The following is a 24,191-nucleotide window of genomic DNA, read 5'->3' as shown; positions in this document are numbered from 1 at the left end:
AAGATAACGCCCCTCAGATTTCCCCGCCTTGCCTTGCCCCGGAGTCCCCCATGACGGCCCCTGCCGAGCTCTCGCCTACCCTTCAACTGGCCTGCGACCTGATCCGTCGCCCCTCGGTCACCCCCGTCGACGCCGATTGCCAGGCGCAGATGATGAACCGCCTGGGCGCCGTGGGCTTCCAGCTGGAGCCGATGCGCATTGAAGACGTCGACAATTTCTGGGCCACCCACGGCACCCAGGAGGGCCCGGTGCTGTGCTTTGCCGGCCACACCGACGTGGTGCCCACCGGCCCGGTGCAGCAATGGCAGCATGAACCGTTCGAAGCGCTGATCGACGCCGACGGCATGCTCTGCGGCCGTGGCGCTGCCGACATGAAGGGCAGCCTGGCCTCCATGGTGATCGCCAGCGAGCGGTTCGTGCACGACTACCCTAACCACCGTGGCAAGGTCGCCTTCCTGATCACCAGCGACGAGGAAGGCCCGGCTCACCACGGCACCAAGGCGGTGGTCGAACGCCTGAAAGCGCGCAACGAACGCCTGGACTGGTGCATCGTCGGCGAACCCTCAAGCACCACCCTGCTGGGTGACGTGGTCAAGAACGGCCGTCGCGGTTCGCTGGGTGCCAAACTGACCGTGCGCGGCAAGCAAGGCCACGTGGCCTACCCGCACCTGGCGCGCAACCCGATCCACCTGGCCGCCCCGGCCCTGGCGGAACTGGCAGCCGAGCACTGGGACGAAGGCAACGCGTTCTTCCCGCCGACCAGCTTCCAGATCTCGAACCTCAATTCCGGCACCGGCGCCACCAACGTGGTCCCGGGCGAGCTGACTGCACTGTTCAACTTCCGCTTCTCTACCGAGTCCACCGTCGAAGGCCTGCAGGCGCGCGTCTCGGCGATTCTCGACAAGCATGAACTGGACTGGTCGATCGACTGGGCGCTGTCTGGCCTGCCATTCCTCACCGAACCGGGCGAACTGCTGGACGCTGTGGCGGCCAGCATCAAGGGCGTCACCGGCCGCGATACCCAGCCGTCCACCAGCGGCGGCACCTCCGATGGCCGCTTCATCGCCACCATGGGTACGCAGGTGGTCGAGCTGGGCCCGGTCAACGCCACCATCCACCAGGTGGACGAGCGGATTCTGGCCAGCGACCTCGACCTGCTGACCGAAATCTACTACCAGACCCTGGTACGGTTGCTCGCCTGATGCTCGCCTGCCCCCTTTGCCAGGCGCCGCTGAGCCGGCTCGACAACGGTGTGGTGTGCCCGGCCGGCCACCGCTTCGACCGCGCCCGCCAAGGTTACCTGAACCTGCTGCCGGTACAGCACAAGAACAGCCGCGACCCGGGTGACAACCAGGCCATGGTCGAAGCCCGTCGCGATTTCCTCGATGCCGGGCACTATGCCCCGGTGGCCAGCCGCCTGGCCGAGCTTGCCGCCGAGCGCCAGCCCGGCGCCTGGCTCGACATCGGCTGCGGCGAGGGTTACTACACCGCACAGATCGCCCAGGCCCTGCCGGCCGCCGACGGTTACGCGCTGGACATTTCCCGCGAGGCGGTAAAGCGTGCCTGCCGTCGCGCACCGGAAGTCACCTGGATGGTTGCCAGCATGGCCCGCGTGCCTTTGGCCGACGCCAGTTGCCAGTTCATCGCCAGCGTATTCAGCCCGCTGGACTGGGCCGAGGCCAAGCGCCTGCTCAGCCCCGGCGGCGGCCTGATGCGGGTCGGCCCTACCAGCGGCCACCTGATGGAGCTGCGCGAAGTGCTCTACGATGAAGTACGCCCTTACGCCGACGACAAACACCTGGCCCTGGTCCCCGAAGGCATGGCCCATGCCCACAGCGAAACCCTTGAGTTCCGCCTGAGCCTGGCCGAACCCAAGGCCCGCGCCGACCTGCTGGCCATGACCCCGCACGGCTGGCGCGCCAGCGCCGAAAAACGCGCGCTGGTCATCGACCAGGCCGAGCCGTTCGAGGTGACGGTTTCCATGCGTTATGACTATTTCGTGCGCCAAGACTGAGCACACCCGGAGCCCTTATGCGCCAACCTGATATCGAGATCTACCTGAAGGACGCCGACGTCGACCACAAGCAGATTGCCGAGTGGCTCGCCCAGGCAATCGGCCCGTGCAGCGAATGGAAGCAGAAAGGCCACACCTTCAAATGCCAGGCCGGTAACATTCCGGTCACCTGGTTACCCAAGGCTGTAGGGAAATGGAACAGCCTGTACCTGGAAAGCGACCAGACGCCATGGGCTGATGATGTCGCCTGCGCCCGCGCCGCCTTCGCCGCACTGGGTGTGGAAGTGCGCTGCGCGCCGGGTGGCTGGGTAGAGGAAGACGGGGAAGAAGATGCCGACCGCTGGGTCCGCATCAGCGCCGACGGTGAAGAGGAAATCACCTGGCGCACCAGCTGAAACAGGTTGCTTCAGGCTGCAAGTTACACGGTCAACTTGCAGCTTGAGGCCTACCGCAAAAGGCTCAGAGGCCCACTACGTCTTCGGCTTGCAGGCCTTTCTGGCCCTGCACGCAGGCGTATTCCACGCGCTGCCCTTCGACCAGGGTACGATGCCCCTCACCGCGGATCGCCCGATAGTGGACGAATACATCCGCACCACCTTCGCGCTGAATGAAGCCATAACCCTTGGCATCGTTGAACCACTTTACGTTCCCAGTCTCACGAGACGACATCTGAACTACTCCGGATTTTTATTGTGAAGATCGCCGTGCAGGCATAGGGTCACCTGCCCCGTGCCAACGCCGCTTGCCGAAATATCCTGCAAGTGGCAGGCCGAGTATATGACACAGAACAAAAAAAATTGATGACGGCCCCCGCAGTTGGCCGATTTTTGCTGAACTTACGCCGATACGGCAGACTAATTAGCTGGATACTCACCTGAACATCACACCCAGGGCACACACCCCATGACCCGTTCCCCCCTGCACCGCCTGATCTTCGGCGGCCTGCGTCGCCTGTTGTACCTGTGGGTGCGCTCCGAGACCATCAACCAGTCGTCCATGTCCCTCAACCTCGACCGCAGCAGGCCGGTGTTCTACGCACTGCCGTCGCCCGCGCTCACCGACCTGGCCGTGCTCGACCACGAATGCACCAAAGCGGGGCTGCCGCGCCCGGTATTGCCGGTAGCCGTGGGCCCACTGCAGGAGCCGGCCGGGTTCTTCTACCTGACCCCCGACCCGGACTGGCTGGGCCGGCAGGACAAAAGCGGCGCGCCACCGACGCTTGAACGCCTGGTCGCTGCCGTCACCCAGCATGCCGAGGAAGATGCGCAGATCATTCCCGTCAGCGTGTTCTGGGGCCAGACCCCGGCCAGTGAATCCAGCCCGTGGAAGCTGCTGTTCGCCGACAGCTGGGCGGTTACCGGGCGCCTGCGCCGGCTGCTGACCGTGTTGATTCTGGGGCGCAAGACCCGGGTGCAGTTCTCCGCGCCTATCCACCTGCGCGAACTGGTGCAGCACAACAAAGGGCACGAGCGCACCGTGCGCATGGCCCAACGCCTGATGCGCGTGCATTTTCGCAACCTCAAGACAGCGGTCATCGGCCCGGACATCTCGCACCGGCGCAACCTGGTCAAAGGCCTGGTGCACGCCCCGCAAGTGCGCCAGGCCATCGTCGACGAGGCACAGCGCGAGAACCTGCCGCTGGCCAAAGCCGAAGCCCAGGCACTGCGCTATGGCAACGAGATTGCCTCGGACTACACCTACACCGCCATCCGCTTCCTTGAAGTGGTGCTGAGCTGGTTCTGGAACAAGATTTACGACGGCATCAAGGTCAACCACATCGAGCACGTGCAGGGCATCGCCCCCGGCCACGAAGTGATCTACGTGCCGTGCCACCGCAGCCACATCGACTACCTGCTGCTTTCGTACCTGCTGTTCCGCAACGGCCTCACCCCGCCGCACGTGGCTGCGGGCATCAACCTCAACATGCCGGTAGTGGGCAACCTGCTGCGCCGTGGCGGTGCGTTCTTCATGCGCCGCACGTTCAAGGGCAACCCGTTGTACACCGCCGTGTTCAACGAGTACCTGCACACCCTGTACACCAAGGGCTTCCCGGTCGAGTACTTCGTTGAAGGCGGCCGCTCGCGTACCGGGCGCATGCTGCAACCACGTACCGGGATGCTGGCCATCACCCTGCGCAGTTTCCTGCGCTCGTCACGCACGCCGATCGTGTTCGTGCCGGTGTACATCGGCTACGAGCGCGTACTCGAAGGCCGTACCTACCTGGGCGAACTGCGCGGTGCCAGCAAGAAGAAGGAGTCGGTGTTCGACATCTTTAAGGTGTTTGGCGCGCTCAAGCAGCGCTTTGGCCAGGTCTACGTCAACTTCGGCGAGCCGATCCGCCTGGCCGGCTTCCTCGACGAACAACAGCCCGGCTGGCGTGAGCAAGACCATGGCCCGCAGTACCGCCCGGAATGGCTCAACGCTACCACCACCCGCCTGGGTGAAACCGTGGCCCGTCACCTGAACGAGGCGGCTGCCATCAACCCGGTCAACCTGGTGGCCCTGGCGCTGCTGTCCACCAGCCGCCTGGCCCTGGACGAACGCGCCCTGACCCGCGTGCTGGACCTGTACCTGGCGCTGCTGCGCCAAGTGCCCTACTCGCCCCATACCACCCTGCCCGACGGCGACGGCCAGGCGCTGATCGAACATGTACGCAGCATGAACCTGGTGGCCGAACAGAAGGACGCCCTGGGCCGCATCCTGTACCTGGATGAAGGCAATGCGGTCCTGATGACCTACTACCGCAACAACGTGCTGCACATCTTCGCCCTGCCGGCGCTGCTGGCCAGCTTCTTCCTCAGCAGCTCGCGCATGAGCCGCGAATTGCTGGGCCAGTATGTACAGGCGCTGTACCCGTACCTGCAGGCCGAACTGTTCTTGCGCTGGACGCCAGAGCAACTGGAGGAAGTGATCGACCAGTGGCTGGCCGCGCTGGTGGAGCAAGGCCTGCTGCGCATGGACGGCGAGGTGTATGTGCGCCCGGCGCCCAGCTCGCGGCAGTTCGTGTTGCTGACCCTGCTCGCCCGCACCATCACCCAGACCCTGCAGCGCTTCTACATGGCCACTTCGCTGCTGCTCAACAACGGGCAGAACAGCCTCAGCGCCGAGGCGCTGGAAGACCTGTGCGTGATGATGGCCCAACGCCTGTCGATCCTGCATGGCCTGAATGCCCCGGAGTTCTTCGACAAAACGCTGTTCCGCCACTTCATCCAGACCCTGCTTGAGCAAGGCGTGCTGCATGCCGACGCTCAAGGCAAGCTGGGTTACCACGACAAACTCGGCGAACTGGCCGAGGGCGTGGCCAAGCGTGTGTTGTCTGCGGAGCTACGCCTGTCGATCCGCCAAGTGGCCCTGCACCGTGACGATGGCCTGGAAACTTCGCCCCCCTGATGTGACCGGCGTGACAGTTGTTGCGCCTGTGAGATCGAGCGCCGCGCGGGCGGCGCTTGATCTCACAGGCGCTGCAAGACCAACGGCGAACACCTGCAGCCAACGATTGACAACCCCTCACCAGCCGGGAAAATCCGCAACACTACCTCTCCAGAAGGAAAGCTTCATGATCCGCACCTCCCTGCGTTTCACCACCCTGTGCGCCGGCCTGCTGCTGTCGGCCAGTGCGCTGGCCCTGTCGCTGGGTGACCTGACCCAGAAAGACGCCACCGGCGGCCTGAAAGATGCCCTGACCCAAGGCGCGCAGCTGGCCGTCAAGCAACTGAGCACCCCAGGCGGCTTCAGCAACAACCCGGACGTGCGCATCGAATTGCCGGGCAACCTGGGCAAAGCCGCCAAGGCAATGAAAATGTTCGGCAAAGGTGAACAGGTCGAAGCGCTGGAAACCAGCATGAACAAGGCTGCCGAAGCTGCCGTGCCGCAGGCCCAGGCAATTCTGGTGGATGCCGTGAAGAACATGAGCGTGACCGATGCCAAAGGCATCCTCAGCGGCGGTGACGACTCGGCCACCCAGTACCTGAACAAGAGCAGCCGTGAGCAGATCCGCGCCAAGTTCCTGCCGATCGTTAAGCAGGCTACCGACAAGGTTGGCCTGGCCCAGCAGTACAACAACTTTGCCGGGCAGGCCGTGGCGCTCGGTGTGGTGGATGCCAAGAGCGCCAGCATCGAGAACTACGTGACCGAAAAGGCGCTGGACGGTCTGTTCGAAATGATCGGCAAGCAGGAGCAAAGCATTCGCCAGAACCCGGCTGAAGCGGCTACCAGCCTGGCCAAAAAAGTCTTCGGCGCCCTCTGATGCCCCTAGGGGGCTGCTTTGCAGCCCCCTGCGGTCTTCAGTCCTTCCTGACCCTGAACCACGCCGCATACAACGCCGGCAGGAACAACAGGGTCAACACCGTAGCCACGATCAACCCGCCCATGATCGCCACCGCCATCGGCCCGTAGAACACGCTACGTGACAACGGAATCATCGCCAGCACCGCCGCCAGCGCGGTCAGCACAATCGGGCGGAAGCGCCGCACCGTGGCTTCGATGATTGCCTGCCAGCGCTCCATGCCCGCCGCGATGTCCTGCTCGATCTGGTCCACCAGAATCACCGAGTTGCGCATGATCATCCCCGCCAGGGCAATGGTGCCGAGCATGGCGACAAAGCCGAACGGCTGGCGGAACACCAGCAGGAACAGGGTGACGCCAATCAGCCCAAGCGGCGCGGTGAGGAACACCATCACCGTGCGCGAGAAGCTGCGCAGCTGGATCATCAGCAAACTCAGCACCACCACCACGAACAGCGGCATGCCAGCGTTGACCGACTTCTGACCACGCTCGGAGTCCTCGACCGTGCCGCCGACCTCCAGCAGGTAGCCATCCGGCAGCTTGGCGCGGATGTCACGCAGGGTAGGCTCGATCTGCTTCACCAGCGTGGCCGGTTGCTCCTTGTCGTAGATATCGGCACGCACGGTCACGGTCGGCAAGCGGTTACGGTGCCAGATAATGCCCTCCTCGAAGCCGTATTCCAGGGTGGCTACCTGCGACAGCGCTACGCTCTGGCCGTTATCGGTGGGCAATGCCAGGCTGCCGAGGTTGCCCAGTTCACCGCGTTCCTGTTGGGTGCCGCGCAGCAGAATCTCGATCAGCTCGTTGTCTTCGCGGTACTGGCTGACCGTAGTACCGGTTAGCGAGCTTTGCAGGAAGCTGGACAAGTGCGAGGTGCTCACGCCCAGGGCACGCGCGCGGTCCTGGTCAATTTCCAGGAACACCGCCTTGCTCGGTTCTTCCCAGTCCAGGTGCACGTTGACCACATGCGGGTTCTCCCGCACCTTGTCAGCCACTTCACGCGCCAGCGCGCGGGCCTTCTCGATGTGTTCGCCGGTCACCCGGAACTGCACCGGGTAGCCCACAGGCGGGCCGTTTTCCAGGCGCGTAACGCGGGCGCGCAGGTCGGGGAATTGCTGGTCCACGATGCTGATCAGCCAGCTACGCAGGCGCTCGCGGTCTTCCATCGACTTGGCCAGCACCACGAACTGGGCAAAGCTGGCGGCCGGCAGCTGCTGGTCCAGCGGCAGGTAGAAGCGTGGCGAGCCAGTGCCCACATAGGCCACGTAGTTGTCGATACCGTCCTGCTGCTTGAGCAGCGCCTCCAACTGTTTGACCCGCTCGGCGGTATTGGCCAGCGAAGCACCTTCAGCCAGCTTCAGGTCAACCATCAGCTCCGGGCGCCCGGAGGCCGGGAAGAACTGCTGGGGCACGAAACGGAACAGCAGGATGCTGCCGACAAAAGCGGCGATGGTCAGCAGAATCACGGTCTTGCGCCGCCGCACACACCACTCCACCACTCGCCGTACACGCTGGTAGAACGGCGTGGCGTAAGGGTCTGGCGCGTGGCCGTCCTTGCCGTGGCGTGCGGCATGCAACTTGGCCAGATCTGGCAGCAGGCGCTCGCCCAGGTAAGGCACGAACACCACCGCCGCCACCCATGAAGTCAGCAACGCAATGGTCACCACCTGGAAGATCGAGCGGGTGTATTCGCCGGTGCTGGAGGCAGCCGTAGCGATGGGCAGGAAGCCCGCTGCGGTAATCAGGGTGCCGGTGAGCATCGGGAAGGCAGTACTGCTCCAGGCATAGCTGGCCGCCTTGAGGCGGTCGTAGCCCTGCTCCATCTTGATCGCCATCATCTCTACCGCAATGATCGCGTCGTCCACCAGCAAGCCCAGCGCCAGCACCAAAGCGCCGAGGGAGATCTTGTGCAGGCCGATGCCGAAGTAATGCATGGCGGCGAAGGTCATGGCCAGCACCAGCGGGATGGCCAGCGCTACCACCAGGCCGGTGCGCAGGCCCAGCGAGAAGAAGCTCACCAGCAGCACGATGACCAGGGCCTCGACCAGCACCTGCACGAACTCACCCACGCCGGCCTTGACCGCTGCTGGCTGGTCCGACACCTTGCGCAGCTCCATGCCGGCCGGCAGGCTGCGCGCCAAGCGCTCGAATTCGCCTTCCAAGGCCTTGCCCAGCACCAGAATGTCGCCACCGTCCTTCATCGACACGGCCAGGCCAATGGCATCCTCACCCATGAAGCGCATGCGCGGCGCGGGCGGGTCGTTGAAGCCACGGTGCACCTCGGCGACATCGCCGATGCGGAAGGTACGGTCACCCACGCGGATGGGGAACTGGCGAATCTGTTCGACGCTGTCGAAGCGCCCGCTCACCCGCAGTTGCAGGCGCTCGCTGGGTGTTTCGAAGAAGCCGGCGGTGCTCACCGCGTTCTGCTCCTGCAGGGCCTGTTGCACCGCCTGCAGTGGCACGCCAAGGGTGGCCAGCTTGAGGTTGGAGAGCTCGATCCAGATTTTCTCGTCCTGCAGGCCGACCAGCTCGACCTTGCCCACATCCTTGACCCGCTGCAGCTGGATCTGGATGCGATCGGCGTAATCCTTGAGCAACGCGTAGTCGAAGCCCTCACCGGTCAGCGCATAGATATTACCGAAGGTGGTGCCGAACTCGTCGTTGAAGAACGGGCCCTGGATTTCCGGTGGCAAGGTGTGACGGATGTCCGCGACCTTCTTGCGGATCTGGTACCACAGCTCGGGGATGTCCTTGGAATGCAGCGAGTCACGGGCCATGAAGGTGACCTGCGATTCGCCGGGGCGTGAGAACGAGACGATCCTCTCGTACTCGCCGGTTTCCATCAGCTTCTTCTCGATGCGCTCGGTAACCTGGCGCGACACTTCCTCGGCGCTGGCACCGGGCCACAAGGTACGGATGACCATGGCCTTGAAGGTGAACGGCGGGTCTTCGCTCTGGCCCAGCTTGGTGTAGGACATGGCGCCAATGGCCGCCAGCAGGATCATCAGGAACAGGACGATCTGGCGATTGCGCAGCGCCCAGGCAGAAAGGTTGAAACCCATCGGGACTTACTCCTTGGCCGTCAGGTTCACTACACGGTTGCTGCGGTCCACAGGGCGAACCTCCTGGCCCTCGCGCAGCACATGACCGCCGGCGGCGACCACCCAGTCGCCTGGGGCAAGGCCTTCGAGCACTGGCACACTGTCGCTGCCATACGCCCCCAGACGCACCACTGCCCGCTCCAGATGGCTGTCCTTGTTGACCCGCCATACGTATGCCTGACCGTTTTCTGCGGTAACCGCCGACAGCGGCACCGACAGCGGGATCAGCCCCTCATGGGCAATGAACACCCGGGCGCTCTGACCCAGCTCGGCCGGTGCGGCGGCCGAAGTAAAGGCAATGCGCGCCGCGAAGGTGCGCGAACGCGGGTCGGCGGCCGGCGACAACTCGCGGATACGGCCCTGGAAGCGCTCCCTTGGGTACGACCACAGCTCCACGCTCACCGGCTCGCCCACGGCGAAGCGGGCGAACTGCTGCTCTGGCAGGCCGATAGCCACTTCCCGTTCACCATCGGCGGCCAGGGTGAACACGGTCTGCCCGGCGGCGACCACCTGGCCCACTTCAACCTGGCGCTTGGCGATCACCCCGGCCTGTGGAGCACGCAGCACGGCATATTCGGCCTGGTTGCCGGCCACATCGAATTCGGCCTTGGCCTGCTTCAAGCGGGCGAGGCCGGCACGGTAGAGGTTTTCAGCGTTATCGAACTGGGAATGGCTGACCATCTGCCGGTCCAGCAGTTTCTGGTAGCGGTCGCGCTCGGCGCGCACCAGTGCCAGGTTGGCCTCGGCGGCTGCCAGTTGGGCGCGGTTGGCTTCCAGTTGCAGGCGCACGTCCTGTGGGTCCAGTTCAGCCAGCGGCTGGTCGGCCTTGACCCGCTGCCCCTCCTCGACCAGGCGTTTGCTGACCTTGCCGCCAATGCGGAAAGCCAGCTCCGGCTCGAAGCGCGCACGCACTTCACCGGGGTAACTGTCGGCAGCGGCTTCAGCCGGCTGCGGCTGCACCACCAGCGCCGGGCGCGGCGCTGCAGGTGGTGTGGCTTCCTGACCGCACGCCGCCAGTAACAGCACGGCAGCGGCGGGCAGAGCGATGGACAAGGCATGGCGCAACATGATGAATCCTTTCGCAGAGGTGCACATCGAATATTTATACTGGCAAGTATATTAAATCAGGCAATCGGTGCCGGGAAGCTGGCGTTACAAAGAAATCCAGACGGTTTTTCAACGGCCGTCAGCTGTTGCACAGCCCACAGCCAATCAACAAGTTGCCCCACCCCGCCACAGCCAGAAATCCCTCATATACGCCGCAAACCCCGTATCACGGGCGTTCCACCAACCGGCACGACCTGTGCAATCAACGGTACACCCCCTCTTTCATGTACCTGGAGTATTCCGATGACTGCCCTCGAACAACACCTGACCGTCCCCGCCAACGGCGCCGACTACGCCACGCTGGCCGCCCGCTTCAGGCCCATCTTCACGCGCATTGCCGAAAGTAGCGTGGAACGCGAACGCAACCGCGCCCTGCCCCACGAACCGATCCGCTGGCTGAAGGAGGCCGGCTTTGGTGCCGTGCGCGTACCGGTCGAGCACGGCGGTGGCGGCGCTTCGTTGCCGCAGCTGTTCCAGTTGTTGATCGAACTGGCCGAAGCCGACTCCAACGTGCCTCAGGCCCTGCGCGGCCATTTCGCCTTCGTCGAAGACCGCCTCAACGCCCATGCCAGCGCGCCACAAAATGTGTGGTTCAAGCGCTTCGTTGCAGGTGACCTGGTGGGCTGCGCCTGGACCGAGATCGGCGCGGTGAAAATTGGCGATGTCATCACCCGCGTCTCACGTCAGGGTGAACAGTGGGTGGTCAACGGCACCAAGTACTACAGCACCGGCAGCCTGTTCTCCGACTGGATCGACCTGTTCGCCCGCCGCGACGACACCGGGGCCGACGTGATCGCAGCCATCCGCACCCAACAACCCGGCATCCGCCAGAGCGACGATTGGGATGGCTTCGGCCAGCGCACCACCGGCAGCGGTACCTCGGTGTTCGAAAATGCCGTGGTCGAGGAAGAGAACATCATCGACTTCGCCACCCGCTTCAAATACCAGACCGCGTTCTACCAGCTGGTGCTGCTGGCGGTGATCACCGGTTCCGGGCGTGCCGCCGTGCGGGATTTCAGCCACGAGACCCGCAAGCGCACCCGGGTGTTCAGCCACGGCAACGGCGCGGCAGTCAGTGAGGACCCACAGGTATTGCAAGTGATCGGCAAGGCCTCGGGCCAGGTGTATGCCGCCGAAGCCGCGACCCTGCGCGCCGCCGAGGCCAGCCAACAGGCTTACCTGGCACGTTTTGCCCATGACCCGGCCGCAGAACAGCAGGCCAATGTGCTTGCCGAACTGGAGTCGGCCCAGGCCCAGGTGGCAGCCATCGACCTGGTACTGCGCGCCACCAGCGACCTGTTCAATGCCTTGGGTGCCTCCACCACCAGCACCAGCCGCCAGCTCGACCGCCACTGGCGCAACGCCCGCACCGCGGCTTCGCACAACCCGGTGATCTACAAGGAGCGGATCGTCGGCGACTGGCATGTGAACGGTACTGAACCGCCGTATGTGTGGCAGATTGGTGGGGGGGCCAAGCAACGCTAAGAGACGGCTATATCCGGCTGCCGGGTGGCTGGCCGGTAGCCGTGGGCCGTCGCCGAACAGCTTCTCGCGCAGAGTGCCGGGGCGCTATTCGGTCTTGTAGGCGCCGCGTTGCTGCAGCTCGGGAACCAGCAGTCCGACCACGTCGCGGAAGGATTCGTGGGCCCTGAAGTCGATGCCGGTCCAGCCGGAAATCAGCGCCAGGGCACCTTCGTAGCTGGCGTAGCTTTGCCATTTGGACTGGGCCCTGGCGTCGGTTTCGTCGACGATCGCCGTCTGCATATTGAAGATCAGCACCTTGCGCGGCTCGCGCCCGGCCTCGGCGGCGCGGCGACGAACACGCATTCGGCATGGCCGGCGGCAAAATGGCACTCCTGTTCGATAGGCTCGGCACCCTTGCAAGGTGCCCTTCCGGCTCTATCAACACGATTCATGCCAACAAATTAATCGTTATAAATCAGTACCTTATAAAAAATCAACATGTCCGTTGGCTGCGTGACGACACCAGTGTCGATCAACTGTCTACTGGCGAACAGCAGGTTTTGCGGGTTGGTTTTAGCCGGATGACGCCTGACCCGTTAAGATGAACGACTCTTCAACCAGATGCAGACCACAATGTCCAACGACGCACCCATCGGCCCAGGTCGGCCAAAGGACCTGGCCAAGCGCGAAGCGATTCTCGAAGCGGCCAAGGCGCTGTTCCTTAGCCTTGGCTATGCCAACACCAGCATGGATGCGGTCGCTGCGGCGGCAGGTGTTTCAAAGCTCACCGTGTACAGCCACTTCACCGACAAGCAGACCTTGTTCTGCTCGGCGGTCATGGCTACCTGCCAGATCCAGCTGCCTGACTTGCTGTTCGAGTACCCCGAAGGTGTACCGGTAGAAGAGGTACTGCTGACCATTGCCCGTGGTTTCCAGGCGCTGATCAGCAGTGACGAAGCGGTCAAGCTCAGCCGCCTGATCATGGCTCAGGGCAGCCTGGACCCGAGTTTTGGCGAGTATTTCTACGAGGCCGGGCCCAAGCGTGTGCTAGCAGGGATGGAAGCGCTGCTGCGCGGGGCGGATGAACGCGGGCTGCTGCGCATTGACGACCCGCTGCGAGCGGCAGAGCACTTCTTCTGCCTGGTGAAAGGCGCGCCGGATTATCGCTTGCTGCTGGGCTGTGCGGGGCCGTTGGAGGGGGAAGAGGCCGAAGCGCATGTGCGCGAGGTAGTGGGGGTGTTCTTGCGAGCGTACCAACCCTGAAAGCATCTTCTGGCATACGCGGTCACTTTCCAGGAGCGCGTCTGCCAGTAACCGCATCCCCACCGGCGTACTACCTGACATTTTTACCAGTATCCGACCAGGCACTTTCCTGACAGGCTCTCATGTACCCCACCCACATGAGCGCACCACCATGTCCACGCAAACACTCCAGCTCTTTTACAAGGGCGGAACACTCTCGACAGTGCACTCAGGCAGTGCTCATTTCACAGTCGTCAGCGCCAAACAACAGAACCTGTGCGAAACGACCAGCCAAACCACGCAAGCACAGCTTTTGGCCAGCGATGCCCAAGCGTCAACAGTGACCACCCATGCAGAAAGCCAAAGGACCATTGCCTACAGTCCTTATGGCAATGACAACTTACCCGCCGCTCACCCGATACTGTCCCGCTTTACCGGGCAAACCCGGCTACCTTCAGCCGTCGGTTACCTGCTGGGTAATGGCCATCGCCTGTACAATGAGGGATTGATGCGTTTTCACAGTGCGGACCGTTTGTCGCCGTTTGGCAAAGGGGGGCTCAATGCCTATGCCTATTGCGGTAATGACCCCATTAACCGTACCGACCCAAGCGGCAGATCGTTCAAAAAATGGATAACGCGCCAATATTCATATGATGCGCTGGCTCCGCGATTGAAACTTGCAGACCCATCATTTTCAGCCAACGAATATAAGGCGCTGGGCAAGTCGCTTATAAAACGAAACAACCGTATAGGAAAGCTGGCTGAAACCAAAGTGTCCAATTTATCCGCATGGGGAAGAGGTGTCTTAGAAAACCGTAGCAAGTTCAACGATGAGTATACAGAATATCTACAGCTAACAAAAAACCCCCTTACTGACCGTTACACCTACACGGAAGAAAATCTTAGAGCAGTACAAAGCTCACCAGACATTATTATTCCTTCCTCAAACCAAGCCCCCGACACACAGACCCAGAGTCGGCGTGAATCGCTAGAGTCCAGACTGATAGAGGAAAAACTCGACAGCCTACTGGCCAGATTCATGTTATTACGGGATGATTCAGCTACTACGGCCTTAAATTTAGGTTTGGACTAACTCAATCACGGTTTCAAAGCCTTCTTCGGATAAATGTCGTACCGGCTCGACTTGCCCTCCAGGCTATGGCTGGGCTTCGGCCCATCAATGATCGGCGCCTTGCGCGGTCGCTTCACCACCACCCGGTGGCTGGCCAGCGCCAAGGCAGCTTCGAGCAGGGCCGGCGCGTCCAGGTCATCCCCCACCAAGGGCCGGAAAACGCGCATTTCCTTTTTCACCAGGGCGCTCTTGTCGCGGTGCGGGAACATCGGGTCGAGGTAGATCACCTGCGGCGCCTCCCCTTCCCAACTGCGCATGCGCTCGATGGCGTTGCCGGTCAAAAGGCGCATGCGCCCGACAATCGGGCCCACCTTGTCATCCGAGCGCGCCCGCGCCAGGCCATCCTCCAGCAACGCGGCAATCAGCGGCTGGCGTTCGATCAGGGTCATCTGGCAACCCAGGCTGGCCAGAACGAACGCATCCTTGCCAAGACCTGCCGTGGCATCCAGCACCTGCGGCCGCACGCCTTGGGCAATGCCCACGGCCTTGGCGATCATCTGCCCGTTGCCACCGCCAAACTGGCGCCGGTGCGCCGCCTGGCCTTCGACAAAGTCCACCCGCACCGGCCCCGGTGCCTGCGGGCCCAGTTGCTGAATCTGCAAACCCTCGGCACCGACCTGCACGGAGAAGCCAGCGGCATCGTCCTGCAGCGGCAAACCCAGGCGCTCGGCCCATACCGTGGCCTGCTCCGCATACTCAGCCGACATCGCCTCGACCCTGATACCCGTGCCTTGCTCTTCCATCGTCCACACCTAAAAAGTCAAACCAAGCCTTAATGAATCGGCAGCCACGGCCGATACAGGCAATATCCCGCTATTCTGCCAGAGCACAACGCGCGCGACTGCCATGTCAGATACTCTTCCCATCGGCTTGACCTACTTGTCGCCTGTCGGCAACTACAGTCAGCACAACACCCAGGCACTCGGGGGCGTCAGCCACCTGTGGCAGGATTTCTTTGCCCGGGCCATGGCCGAGCAGCAGGAAGAGCCCGTAGACAGCGTCAGCCAGTCGTTCGTGCAGTATGACCAGGACAGCGGCGAACCCATCGGCGGCGCCCGCGCACTGGCGCTGATCGACGCCCAGCGCGCGTGCCCGGTGCAAGACATCGAGGTAGCACCACCCGAGCCGCTGTTCCTGCCCAAGGCAGAGCTTGAAGCCAAGCTGCTGCCCCCTGCCCCCGAGCCATTCAGTGCCCTGGAACTGATCGAGCAGCAGCGTCAGCTCGATATCAGCAACAGCTGGATGCGCCCGGTGGTGATGAGCCAGGGCCAGCCGATTGCTGAACCCGGCCCAGGCCCTACCCCGCGCTCATTGTTCCTGCCCATCGCCGAATTCGAAACCGACCTGCTGGACCCGGCGCCCGAACCGTTTGATGACGCAACCTTGGCCAAGCAGCAGAACGACCTGGAGTTCGACATCCACTGGGCGCGTCCAGTGGTGCTGAACAACGTGCGCGTTCACGCCTGAGGCTAACGGCAGACCTGCCAGCGCCCCATGTCCAGATGAAAGTGGTTATGGTGCGCGGCGTTGTAGCCCGGCCCCAGTACCGTGCTGAAGCTCTCGCAGGCCGCCTGCTGCACTTGGCGCAAGAATTCCGCCTTCTGCCCACCTGCCTGCCAGTCACGCGCCAACACGATGCGCTGGCCGTCCTGAAGGCGAAAACCGCTGATATCCAGTGCATTGGCCGTTGCGTGCTGGCTCAGGCGGCCCTGTTTACGGTGGTAGACATTGCGGCAGGCGAAACTGCCCAGGTGGTCGACCTGCGTCACCGGTTGCCCCAGCACCCGCTGCGCCACCGGCTGCAAGCCATGTGCTTCGAACAGCGCGTAGGCCACTGCCAGCGGGCAACTGGCCAGGAAGCTGCTGCTGAGCCGCGCCTGGCCGCCTTCGATTCGCCAGGCATTCTGCAACGGGCAGTTGGCCGAAGTCGGGCTGTCGGCTTGCGCCCGGTAACGCAACTGGCTGGTTCCCAGCGCCTGGCGGCACAGCGCCGGGTCATCGCGCAGGCGTGCCAGCTTGTAAGGGGTCAGCAGGTTGGGCGGCTGACGCACATCCAGCGGCGCCCAGGGGTTCCATGCGCCAGGCAGGCGCCAGCCGTAATGCCAGGCCAGGCCAGCCAACAACAGCAGGCCGGCCAGCAGCGCCAGCACAGGCTTCATCAGCGTCGGAACAGGTCGTTCAGCTGAGCGAACGGCAGTGCCTGCTCCCCATAGCCGAATGTACCCTCATCGCGAATTTCCAGCGCAGCCCGGTGAAACGCCCCCAAGGCGGCGCGAGCCAGCGACGAGCCGACACTGATGCGGCGCACACCCAGGTCCTGCAACTGATTCACGCTCAGTGACACACCCGCCATGCCCATCAACACGTTCACCGGGCGCGGCGCCACAGCCTGCACCACAGCACGAATTTCCTCGACGGTACGCAGGCCCGGGGCGTAAAGCACATCGGCGCCGGCTTCGGCGTAAGCCTGCAAGCGCTTGATGGTGTCGTCCAGGTCCATGCGCCCGTGCAGCAGGTTTTCTGCCCGGGCGCACAGGGTGAACGGGAACGGCAGGCTACGGGCAGCCTGCACGGCGGCGCGAACGCGCTCCACCGCAAGCCCCACGTCATAGATGGGCAATTCGCTGCGGCCACTGGCATCCTCGATGGAGCCGCCCACCAAGCCCGCTTCAGCGGCACGCAAGATGGTATTGGCGCAATCCTCGGGCAGGTCGCCAAAGCCGTTTTCCAGGTCGGCAGCCACTGGCAAGGGGGTCGCATCGACAATCTCCCCGGCATTGTCCAGGGTGTCCTCCAGGTTCAAGGCACCTTCGGCATCCGGACGGCCCAGGCTGAAGGCCAGGCCGGCACTGGTCGTGGCCAGCGCCTCGAAGCCCAGGCTGGCCAACAACTTGGCGGAGCCGGCATCCCACGGGTTGGGGATGACGAACGCGCCATTACGTTCATGCAGTGCCTTGAAGGCTTCGGCTCGCAGGGTTTGCACATCCATGAATCAACCTCCGGCAGTGAGGGAAAGGTCAGAGTAGCCCCAGTTGTTCGACCTCGGGAGCGCGCGGCAATTCAGGCAAAGAAGCAAGGCCCGGCAGGCGTGCCATCAGGCGTTGATGGAACCGCTGGGCCAGGGCTGCGGCCAGACGATTGTCCGAGGTGTGCAGGAAGATGTAGGGGCTGCGGCCCTCTTCGATCCAGGCGGCGACCTTTTCTACCCAGGGGGTAAGGAAGGCCTCATTAGCCTCCAGCTCCGGGTGGCCAATGAAGCGCACCTGCGGGTGCTGGCTGAAGGCTGCAGGGCGTGGTGGCACCTTGGGCTTCTTGGACTGCGCGTGCAGCACGGCAGCATCGCGTGAAGTGCAACTGAACAACGCACGCGGGTCGAGGCAGATGCGCTCCACCCCGCGCTCGTGCAGCAGGCGGTTGAGCAGGCGCTCTTCGTCACCCTTGGCAAAAAAGGCCTGGTTGCGCACCTCCACCGCCACCGGCACGCCGATTTCATCAAGGAAGTGGCAAAGCTCGCCCAGCCGTGCCGGGCCGAACAGCGCCGGCAACTGCAACCAGTACGGCGACACGCGCTGCCCCAGCGGGGCCATCAGGCGTGTGAAATCGAAAGCAGGCTCAAGCTGATCACGCAGGTCACCCTCGTGGCTGATGTCACGGGGAAACTTGGCAGTGAAACGAAAGTGCTCAGGCATCACCTGCGCCCAGCGGGCAAGGGTGCCGGGGGCGGGGCGTGCGTAGAAGGTGGTGTTGCCCTCGACAGCGTTGAACACCTGGCTGTAGAGGCCAAGCATCTCATTGCTGTTGGCGTCGGCGGGGTACAGGTAGTCACGCCAGGCGTTTTCACTCCACGACGGGCAACCGAGAAAATAAGGCAGTGGTGATGGACTCATCCATCAAATGTACAGGTCGAGCCCCAGTACTTCCATGTCCCAATCGGTGAAACCGGCAGTATTCAGGTAACTGGCCAATGCGGTGGCTGTGCGTCGGTCACGGGCGCGGGGGAAGATCATGTCCTGCGGGCGGGCAGGCAAGCCACCGCTGCGGCGACGGGCGGTGGTTTCCTGAGGCGCCGCGGTGTTCTCTTCGATCACCTCGGCGTCATCGATGGCCTCGTCACGCACCGCTGCCTTGCGCGGCGCGCGCTTGATCGGGTAGGACTGCGATGAGAAACCGTCGATACGCATGGCATGAATACTCAGGACCAATGATGGCAATTTAGCAGCATCAGTGTCCCGTCGCTAATGCTTAAGTGATAACTGGACCACAGATCGCGCAGAAGGTTTGGGGGTTACCGTCGATAACCGACGAACAGCATTCAGTGCTTCTTTGGCGTAGCGACATTATCGCGCAGGTAAACCGGTTGCGCCTGCTCGGCGCCGATCGCTTCGCCACGGGCCCAGGCGAAGCTGGCCAGGCTGAGCACGTCCAGAGCGTTAGGCAAGGCACTGGCATTGCTGGCAGCCACCTGCACCGCCAGGCGCTCGGCATAGCCCCAACCGGTGCCGGCCCCGAACCACTCGCCTTCGCTGTCTGCCGGCAGCGCTACCTGCTCGGGCGGCAACACCGCTTCGCGGCCAACCAGGCGCATTTCGCCCGCCGTGGCCTGATAGCAGCCCCAGTACACTTCATCCATGCGCGCATCGATGGCAGCCGCCACCTGTTGCACGCCCTGCTCGCGCAATGCACCCTGGGCCAGCGCAGCCAGGTTGGACACCGGCAGCACTGGGCGCTCCAGCGCGAAGGCCAGGCCCTGGACCACACCAATGGCAATGCGCACGCCGGTGAAGGCGCCCGGGCCGCGGCCAAAGGCGATGGCATCCAGTTGATTCAGCGCAACGCCCGACTCGGCCAGCAGCTGCTTGATCATCGGCAGCAGCTTCTGCGCGTGCTGACGTGGGATCACCTCGTAATGGCTGGTTACCTTGCCGTCATGCAGCAGCGCAACGGAACAGGCTTCGGTGGCGGTATCCAGGGCCAGCAGGGTGGTCATCGAACAGGTATCCAGGAGCAGGGAAAAGAGCGGCAGTATAAACGACAACGGCCCGCTAGCGGGCCGTTGTCGATGGGCGTCAGGCGCTGGATCAGCTCAGGGCTGCCAGGACCTTGGCGGTGATGGCTTCAACCGAGCCGACGCCTTCGATGTGGCTATACTTCGGCTTGCCGGCGTTGGCGGCCGACAGCTTCTGGTAGAAGTCCACCAGCGGCTTGGTCTGGCTGTGGTAGACCGACAGGCGATGGCGAACGGTTTCTTCCTTGTCGTCGTCGCGCTGGATCAGGTCTTCGCCAGTCTCGTCGTCCTTGCCTTCCACTTTCGGCGGGTTGTACTGAATGTGGTAGGTGCGGCCCGAGGCCAGGTGTACGCGGCGGCCCGCCATACGGCCTACGATTTCTTCGTCATCCACGGCAATTTCGACCACGGCGTCGATGTCGACACCGGCAGCGACCATGGCTTCGGCTTGCGGGATGGTGCGTGGGAAGCCGTCGAACAGGCAGCCGTTGGCGCAATCAGGCTGAGCGATGCGCTCCTTGACCAGGCTGATGATCAGCTCGTCGGAGACCAGCTGGCCGGCATCCATGACTTTCTTCAGCTCCAGGCCCAGCGGGGTGCCGGCCTTGACAGCAGCACGCAGCATGTCGCCGGTGGAGATCTGTGGAATACCGAACTTTTCGGTGATGAACTTTGCCTGAGTACCTTTACCGGCCCCGGGAGCTCCCAGCAGAATTACGCGCATCTTGTGCTCCTCAAATTTTTTTATGAAATTCAATGGATTCGGCAACCAGGGCCAAGTCCGGAAAATCGGGTATGACCCAAAATCGGTCAGAAGGCTGCTCAAGATACACAGCGCCCGGCAGCCAGACAAGCGTCCCAAAGTTGCAGGAATGCGCCACTTGCGGCTGACCTGGCAGGTGGTTGCGCCCGGCGCAACCACCCTCCCCTTACCCATGCAGGGTCTGCACGGCACACATTCAGGGCAGCCTGCACGCGCCCTCAGCCGGTGTTGCGCAGCCCGGCGGCAATACCCGCCACGGTCACCAGCAAGGCCTGCTCCAACGGGCTGTCCAGAGCGGCTTCGCGGCTGCGCGAGCGGGCCAGCAACTCGGCCTGCAGGCGGTGCAGCGGGTCTAGGTAGGTGTTGCGCAGGCTGATGAATTCCAGCGTTTCGGGGCTGTGCGCCAGTAGCACCGGCTGCCCGGTCAGGCCCAGTACCACCTGGCAAGACTGCGACAATAGGTCGCGCAGGTGTGCACCTAAAGGAAGCAAGTGCGGTTGCACTAGACGTTCGTCGTAGGCCTCGGCAATTTGCGCATCGGCCTTGGCCAGCACCATCTCCAGCATGTCGATACGGGTGCGGAAGAACGGCCACTGTTCGCGCATCTGCGCCAGCAGCTCGCCCTGGCCACGGGCCAATGCGTTGCTCAGGGCCGTTTCCCAGCCCAGCCAGGCCGGCAGCATCAGGCGCGTCTGGGTCCAGCCGAAAATCCACGGGATGGCCCGCAGGCTTTCGATGCCTCCAGCGCGGCGCTTGGCCGGGCGGCTGCCCAGTGGCAGGCGCCCCAACTCCTGTTCCGGTGTCGACTGACGGAAGTATTCGACAAAATCGGGGTTGTCCCGCACCACGCTGCGGTAGGCCTTGACGCCATCGGCAGCCAGCTGGTCCATCACCTCACGCCAGGCCGGCTGCGGGGGCGGTGGTGGCAACAGCGTGGCTTCGAGCACGGCAGCCAGGTACAGGTTGAGGTTTTGCTCGGCAATGCCCGGCAAACCGAACTTGAAGCGGATCATCTCGCCCTGTTCGGTTGTGCGGAAACGTCCCGCCACCGATCCCGGCGGTTGCGACAGGATCGCCGCGTGGGCGGGGCCACCGCCGCGCCCTACCGTGCCGCCACGGCCGTGGAACAGCAGCAGTTCGACCTGATGTTCGGCACAAATGCGCACCAGGTTTTCCTGGGCCCGGTACTGCGCCCAGGCCGCCGCCGTAGTGCCAGCATCCTTGGCTGAGTCGGAGTAGCCAATCATCACTTCCTGCGGGCCTCGCAGCCCGGCGCGGTAGCCTGGCAGGCCGAGCAGTCGCTGCATCACGGGGCCAGCGTTGTCCAAGTCGGCCAGGGTTTCGAACAGCGGTACCACGCGCATGGGGCGGGTAAGGCCGGCTTCCTTGAGCAGCAGTTGCACCGCCAGCACATCGGAAGCGGCACCGGCCATGGAAATGACGTAGGAGCCCAGGGAGGCAGCCGGCGCGGCGGCCACTTCGCGACAGGTGGCCAGCACTTCGGCGGTATCCGCTTGCGGCTTGAAATGCGCAGGTAGCAGGGGCCGACGGTTCTTCAGCTCGGCCTGGAGGAATTCGATGCGCTGCTCTTCATCCCAGTCGGCATAGCGCCCCAGGCCCAGGTAGACGGTAATCTCGGTCAGTGCGTCGCGGTGGCGGGCAGCGTCCTGGCGCACATCCAGGCGGCCCAGGAACAGGCCAAAGGTGACGGCGCGGCGCAGGCAGTCCAGCAGCGGGCCTTCGGCGATCACGCCCATGCCGCATTCGTGCAGCGACTGGTAGCACAGCTCCAGCGGTGCGATCAGGTCGCGGTTATCCACCAGCACGTCGGCGCTGGCCGCTTGGCTGCTGGTCAATGCCGAATGCGCCCAGGCACGCGTCGCCCGTAGCCGGTCGCGCAACTGCTTGAGCACGGCCCGGTAGGGCTCGACAGTGTCGCCAACCCGTTCGCGCAGGGCCTCATTGGCCTGCTGCATGGACAGCTCCGCAGCCAGTGCATCGATGTCACGCAGGAACAGGTCGGCGGCCATCCAGCGGGCCAGCAGCAACACTTCGCGGGTGACGGCGGCAGTCACGTTGGGGTTGCCGTCACGGTCACCGCCCATCCACGAGGCAAAGCGGATTGGCGCGGCTTCAAGCGGCAGACGCAGGCCGGTGGCCTCCAGCAGCGCCTTGTCGACCTTGCGCAGGTGGCTGGGGATGGCGTGCCAGAGCGAATGCTCAATCACTGCAAAGCCCCACTTGGCTTCGTCTACCGGCGTCGGGCGGGTGCGGCGGATTTCTTCGGTGTGCCAGGCCTCGGCAATCAGCCGGCGCAGGCGTTCGCGTACCTGCTGGCGTTCGGCCGGGGTCAGGTCGCGGTGGTCCTGGGCAGCCAGCTGGCCGGCGATGGCGTCGTACTTCTGAATCAGGGTGCGGCGGGCCACTTCGGTGGGGTGTGCGGTAAGTACCAGCTGGATGTCGAGCTTGGCCAGTTGCCGAGCCAGAGCATCGTTACCAAGCCCGGCCTGCTTCAGGCGCGCCAGCAACTCGGGCAGCACACGGGCCTCGAAGGGTTCGGGCTGGTCGGCGTCGCGACGGCGGATCAACTGGTACTGCTCGGCCATATTGGCCAGGTTGAGGAACTGGTTGAAGGCCCTGGCCACGGGCAGCAGGTCTTCTTCGGCCAGGTCTGCCAGGGTCGAGCTCAGTTGCTCGCCGGGGCCGCGCCGGTCGGCCTTGGCACTGTAGCGGATGTCCTCGATCTTCTGCAGGAACGCATCGCCATGCTGCTGGCGAATGGTTTCGCCGAGCAGCTCACCCAACACATGGACATCTTCACGCAAACGCACATCGATATCGGTCATTGGCCCTCTCTTTGGCGCGGCTCTGGCGCACTCCTGTACACAGCTCTCCCGAAGAGTGCCCCCAGGCTGGAGGCAATGGCAAGCCGTGATCGGCTAAAGCAAACTAAAGTGAAGGCATAACACTCCCATGCCATGCAGCCTTAGCAGGCGTAACCAGAGGTCATCATGAAAATCCGTGAACTCGCCCAGCACTGGGAACAGAATGCCGCCGGCACCCTCAGCCGCACGGGCCATGTCCTGCACCTTGACCTGGAGTCAGAGGCGCGTCTGGCCGCGCTGATCGACATGTACCCCAAACGTACCGCCGAGGAATTGCTCGGCGAACTGGTAGCCGCCGCCCTTGAAGAGGTGGAGGCCAGCTTCCCCTATGTGCAGGGCCGTCAGGTCATCGCCACCGATGAAGAAGGCGACCCGCTGTACGAAGAAAGCGAGCACACGATAGGAAAAACACGAAAGTCAGTCTAGGCCAAGTATTCCGGGGCGTTGATTGAATCCAGCCCCAACTGCCCCCGCTGTTTCGGTCAGATTTGGAATCACAGCATATATAGAGGTAGGCCATGAACACCTTCAAGGAAATGCTCAGTCAGTGGGAAAGCAAATCGCAGGAAACCGCTGATCGAGTGGAGTACACCCTGACCCTCAGAAAGCATGACTTGATCAAAATTAAGGCTTTCGCAGAGGCGTATGAACTCGATGAAGCCACCATCACTGAGGGCCTTTTGCAAGCGGCTATAAAGGAAGCGGAGCAAGCCATTCCCTATGTGAAAGGTTCACAGGTCATCAGGATTGAGGAAGGTGAAGAGGTTTATGCAGATGCCGGTAAGACACCTGCATTTGTGGAGGCAGAGAATAAAATCTCTAAATCTTTGAATACTCCAACCAAGCAAAGTTAGACCTTATCATTCTGACTTTGGGGCTGCAGCGGCTTCAGCGGCCTCCTCTTTCTCCTTCTGAATTCGCTTCAACTCTCTGAGATATAATTGCTCATAAGAAATAAACTTACTCATTCGCAGCTTATTTAGAGCCGTTGTTTCTGAAAGCCTTTTTAGAGCCGCAAAGGTTTTAACAAAAATATCCCTATAGACCAAAGCATCCTCTTGATTCGAGAAAGAAGTATTGCCGAGCTTCAGTAGCAAGCGAGCATGGTAAGTGAAAGCCTGATCATTCAGGCGTGAAAAATAGTCATAAAATTCGAGTTCATTTTTTTCAGCAAGCCCCTTTATAATTTCT

General features: G+C 62.9%; 24 protein-coding genes and 1 pseudogene. 12 read left to right on the top strand and 13 right to left on the bottom strand.

The window, feature by feature from the left end; genetic code table 11:
* Positions 1 to 50: 50 nt before the first annotated feature.
* The 3 genes from dapE to PM2_RS26335 are packed head-to-tail and all read left to right on the top strand — an operon-like array spanning position 51 to position 2,409.
* A complete protein-coding gene (dapE, locus tag PM2_RS26345) occupies positions 51 to 1,202 on the top strand; it encodes a succinyl-diaminopimelate desuccinylase (protein ID WP_016712946.1) in 1,152 nt (383 codons plus the stop codon).
* A complete protein-coding gene (locus PM2_RS26340; protein ID WP_016712947.1) occupies positions 1,202 to 2,014 on the top strand; it encodes a putative RNA methyltransferase in 813 nt (270 codons plus the stop codon). The genes dapE and PM2_RS26340 overlap by 1 nt, the downstream gene beginning before the upstream one ends.
* Positions 2,015 to 2,031: 17 nt before the next feature.
* Positions 2,032 to 2,409 carry a hypothetical protein gene (locus PM2_RS26335; protein ID WP_016712948.1) on the top strand — a complete coding sequence of 126 codons (378 nt, stop codon included), beginning with the start codon at positions 2,032 to 2,034 and terminating at the stop codon, positions 2,407 to 2,409.
* Positions 2,410 to 2,473: 64 nt separating this feature from the next.
* Here PM2_RS26335 and PM2_RS26330 read toward each other — a convergent pair whose 3' ends face one another.
* A complete protein-coding gene (locus tag PM2_RS26330; RefSeq protein ID WP_003252255.1) occupies positions 2,474 to 2,683 on the bottom strand; it encodes a cold-shock protein in 210 nt (69 codons plus the stop codon).
* A gap of 234 nt (positions 2,684 to 2,917) precedes the next feature.
* Here PM2_RS26330 and plsB point away from each other — a divergent pair, with 234 nt between their 5' ends.
* Together plsB and PM2_RS26320 are read left to right on the top strand one after the other, a co-directional pair.
* A complete protein-coding gene (plsB, locus tag PM2_RS26325) occupies positions 2,918 to 5,404 on the top strand; it encodes a glycerol-3-phosphate 1-O-acyltransferase PlsB (protein ID WP_016712949.1) in 2,487 nt (828 codons plus the stop codon).
* A 166-nt stretch (positions 5,405 to 5,570) separates the two neighbouring features.
* Positions 5,571 to 6,260, top strand: coding sequence for a DUF4197 domain-containing protein (locus PM2_RS26320; protein ID WP_028699975.1), 690 nt, complete (start codon positions 5,571 to 5,573; stop codon positions 6,258 to 6,260).
* A 37-nt stretch (positions 6,261 to 6,297) separates the two neighbouring features.
* On the opposite strand, the gene PM2_RS26315 is transcribed toward PM2_RS26320, so the two are convergent.
* Positions 6,298 to 9,363 (bottom strand): efflux RND transporter permease subunit, encoded by a 3,066-nt coding sequence (locus tag PM2_RS26315; protein WP_016712951.1) that lies wholly within the window; start codon positions 9,361 to 9,363, stop codon positions 6,298 to 6,300.
* 6 nt (positions 9,364 to 9,369) lie between these two features.
* Complete coding sequence (locus tag PM2_RS26310) at positions 9,370 to 10,470, bottom strand: efflux RND transporter periplasmic adaptor subunit (RefSeq protein WP_028699974.1); 1,101 nt, start codon at positions 10,468 to 10,470, stop codon at positions 9,370 to 9,372.
* 282 nt (positions 10,471 to 10,752) lie between these two features.
* On the opposite strand from PM2_RS26310, the gene PM2_RS26305 reads away from it, so the two are divergent.
* Positions 10,753 to 11,994 (top strand): acyl-CoA dehydrogenase family protein, encoded by a 1,242-nt coding sequence (locus PM2_RS26305; RefSeq protein WP_028699973.1) that lies wholly within the window; start codon positions 10,753 to 10,755, stop codon positions 11,992 to 11,994.
* On the opposite strand, the pseudogene PM2_RS26300 reads toward PM2_RS26305, so the two are convergent.
* Positions 11,986 to 12,330 (bottom strand): annotated as a pseudogene (locus tag PM2_RS26300) (5,10-methylene tetrahydromethanopterin reductase); the annotation flags it as partial. The gene PM2_RS26305 and the pseudogene PM2_RS26300 overlap by 9 nt on opposite strands.
* A gap of 26 nt (positions 12,331 to 12,356) precedes the next feature.
* Here PM2_RS26300 and PM2_RS31020 point away from each other — a divergent pair.
* The 3 genes from PM2_RS31020 to PM2_RS30390 all read left to right on the top strand — a co-directional run bounded on the left by PM2_RS31020 (position 12,357) and on the right by PM2_RS30390 (position 14,308).
* The gene (locus PM2_RS31020; RefSeq protein WP_162181831.1) at positions 12,357 to 12,578 is read left to right on the top strand and encodes a hypothetical protein; all 222 of its coding nucleotides are present in this window, start codon (positions 12,357 to 12,359) and stop codon (positions 12,576 to 12,578) included.
* 16 nt (positions 12,579 to 12,594) lie between these two features.
* Positions 12,595 to 13,236, top strand: coding sequence for a TetR/AcrR family transcriptional regulator (locus PM2_RS26295; RefSeq protein WP_028699972.1), 642 nt, complete (start codon positions 12,595 to 12,597; stop codon positions 13,234 to 13,236).
* Positions 13,237 to 13,387: 151 nt separating this feature from the next.
* On the top strand, positions 13,388 to 14,308 hold the full coding sequence (locus tag PM2_RS30390; RefSeq protein ID WP_080694031.1) for an RHS repeat-associated core domain-containing protein: 921 nt from the start codon (positions 13,388 to 13,390) through the stop codon (positions 14,306 to 14,308).
* A 5-nt stretch (positions 14,309 to 14,313) separates the two neighbouring features.
* On the opposite strand, the gene PM2_RS26290 is transcribed toward PM2_RS30390, so the two are convergent.
* The gene (locus tag PM2_RS26290) at positions 14,314 to 15,090 is read right to left on the bottom strand and encodes a class I SAM-dependent methyltransferase (protein ID WP_028699971.1); all 777 of its coding nucleotides are present in this window, start codon (positions 15,088 to 15,090) and stop codon (positions 14,314 to 14,316) included.
* A gap of 103 nt (positions 15,091 to 15,193) precedes the next feature.
* Here PM2_RS26290 and PM2_RS26285 point away from each other — a divergent pair, with 103 nt between their 5' ends.
* Positions 15,194 to 15,814: a hypothetical protein gene (locus PM2_RS26285; RefSeq protein WP_016712957.1), complete on the top strand. Its 621-nt coding sequence runs from the start codon at positions 15,194 to 15,196 to the stop codon at positions 15,812 to 15,814.
* 2 nt (positions 15,815 to 15,816) lie between these two features.
* Here the strand turns inward: PM2_RS26285 and PM2_RS26280 are convergent, their stop codons facing one another.
* The 7 genes from PM2_RS26280 to ppc all read right to left on the bottom strand — a co-directional run bounded on the left by PM2_RS26280 (position 15,817) and on the right by ppc (position 22,961).
* Positions 15,817 to 16,506 (bottom strand): extensin-like domain-containing protein, encoded by a 690-nt coding sequence (locus PM2_RS26280; protein WP_016712958.1) that lies wholly within the window; start codon positions 16,504 to 16,506, stop codon positions 15,817 to 15,819.
* Complete coding sequence (locus PM2_RS26275) at positions 16,506 to 17,336, bottom strand: isocitrate lyase/PEP mutase family protein (protein ID WP_016712959.1); 831 nt, start codon at positions 17,334 to 17,336, stop codon at positions 16,506 to 16,508. Before PM2_RS26275 ends, PM2_RS26280 begins: the two co-directional genes overlap by 1 nt.
* Positions 17,337 to 17,364: 28 nt before the next feature.
* Entirely contained in the window at positions 17,365 to 18,234 is an 870-nt protein-coding gene (locus PM2_RS26270) for a DUF72 domain-containing protein (RefSeq protein WP_016712960.1), read from the bottom strand.
* 3 nt (positions 18,235 to 18,237) lie between these two features.
* On the bottom strand, positions 18,238 to 18,528 hold the full coding sequence (locus PM2_RS26265) for a hypothetical protein (RefSeq protein ID WP_016712961.1): 291 nt from the start codon (positions 18,526 to 18,528) through the stop codon (positions 18,238 to 18,240).
* 131 nt (positions 18,529 to 18,659) lie between these two features.
* Positions 18,660 to 19,334, bottom strand: coding sequence for a tRNA (adenosine(37)-N6)-threonylcarbamoyltransferase complex dimerization subunit type 1 TsaB (gene tsaB, locus PM2_RS26260; RefSeq protein ID WP_016712962.1), 675 nt, complete (start codon positions 19,332 to 19,334; stop codon positions 18,660 to 18,662).
* A gap of 91 nt (positions 19,335 to 19,425) precedes the next feature.
* Positions 19,426 to 20,076: an adenylate kinase gene (adk, locus tag PM2_RS26255; RefSeq protein ID WP_016712963.1), complete on the bottom strand. Its 651-nt coding sequence runs from the start codon at positions 20,074 to 20,076 to the stop codon at positions 19,426 to 19,428.
* 257 nt (positions 20,077 to 20,333) lie between these two features.
* Complete coding sequence (gene ppc / locus PM2_RS26250) at positions 20,334 to 22,961, bottom strand: phosphoenolpyruvate carboxylase (protein ID WP_028699970.1); 2,628 nt, start codon at positions 22,959 to 22,961, stop codon at positions 20,334 to 20,336.
* Between the two features lie 165 nt (positions 22,962 to 23,126).
* On the opposite strand from ppc, the gene PM2_RS26245 reads away from it, so the two are divergent.
* A complete protein-coding gene (locus PM2_RS26245) occupies positions 23,127 to 23,426 on the top strand; it encodes a hypothetical protein (RefSeq protein WP_033740990.1) in 300 nt (99 codons plus the stop codon).
* A 92-nt stretch (positions 23,427 to 23,518) separates the two neighbouring features.
* A complete protein-coding gene (locus PM2_RS26240) occupies positions 23,519 to 23,854 on the top strand; it encodes a hypothetical protein (RefSeq protein WP_028699969.1) in 336 nt (111 codons plus the stop codon).
* Between the two features lie 6 nt (positions 23,855 to 23,860).
* Here the strand turns inward: PM2_RS26240 and PM2_RS31015 are convergent.
* On the bottom strand, positions 23,861 to 24,191 hold a 331-nt coding region (locus PM2_RS31015; RefSeq protein WP_042132606.1), incomplete at its 5' end, for a hypothetical protein.

The sequence above is a fragment of the Pseudomonas monteilii NBRC 103158 = DSM 14164 genome (assembly GCF_000730605.1).
GTDB lineage: Bacteria > Pseudomonadota > Gammaproteobacteria > Pseudomonadales > Pseudomonadaceae > Aquipseudomonas > Aquipseudomonas monteilii.
Note: the sequence above shows the minus strand (reverse complement) of the source record. Positions and strands in the feature narration are given on the sequence as shown.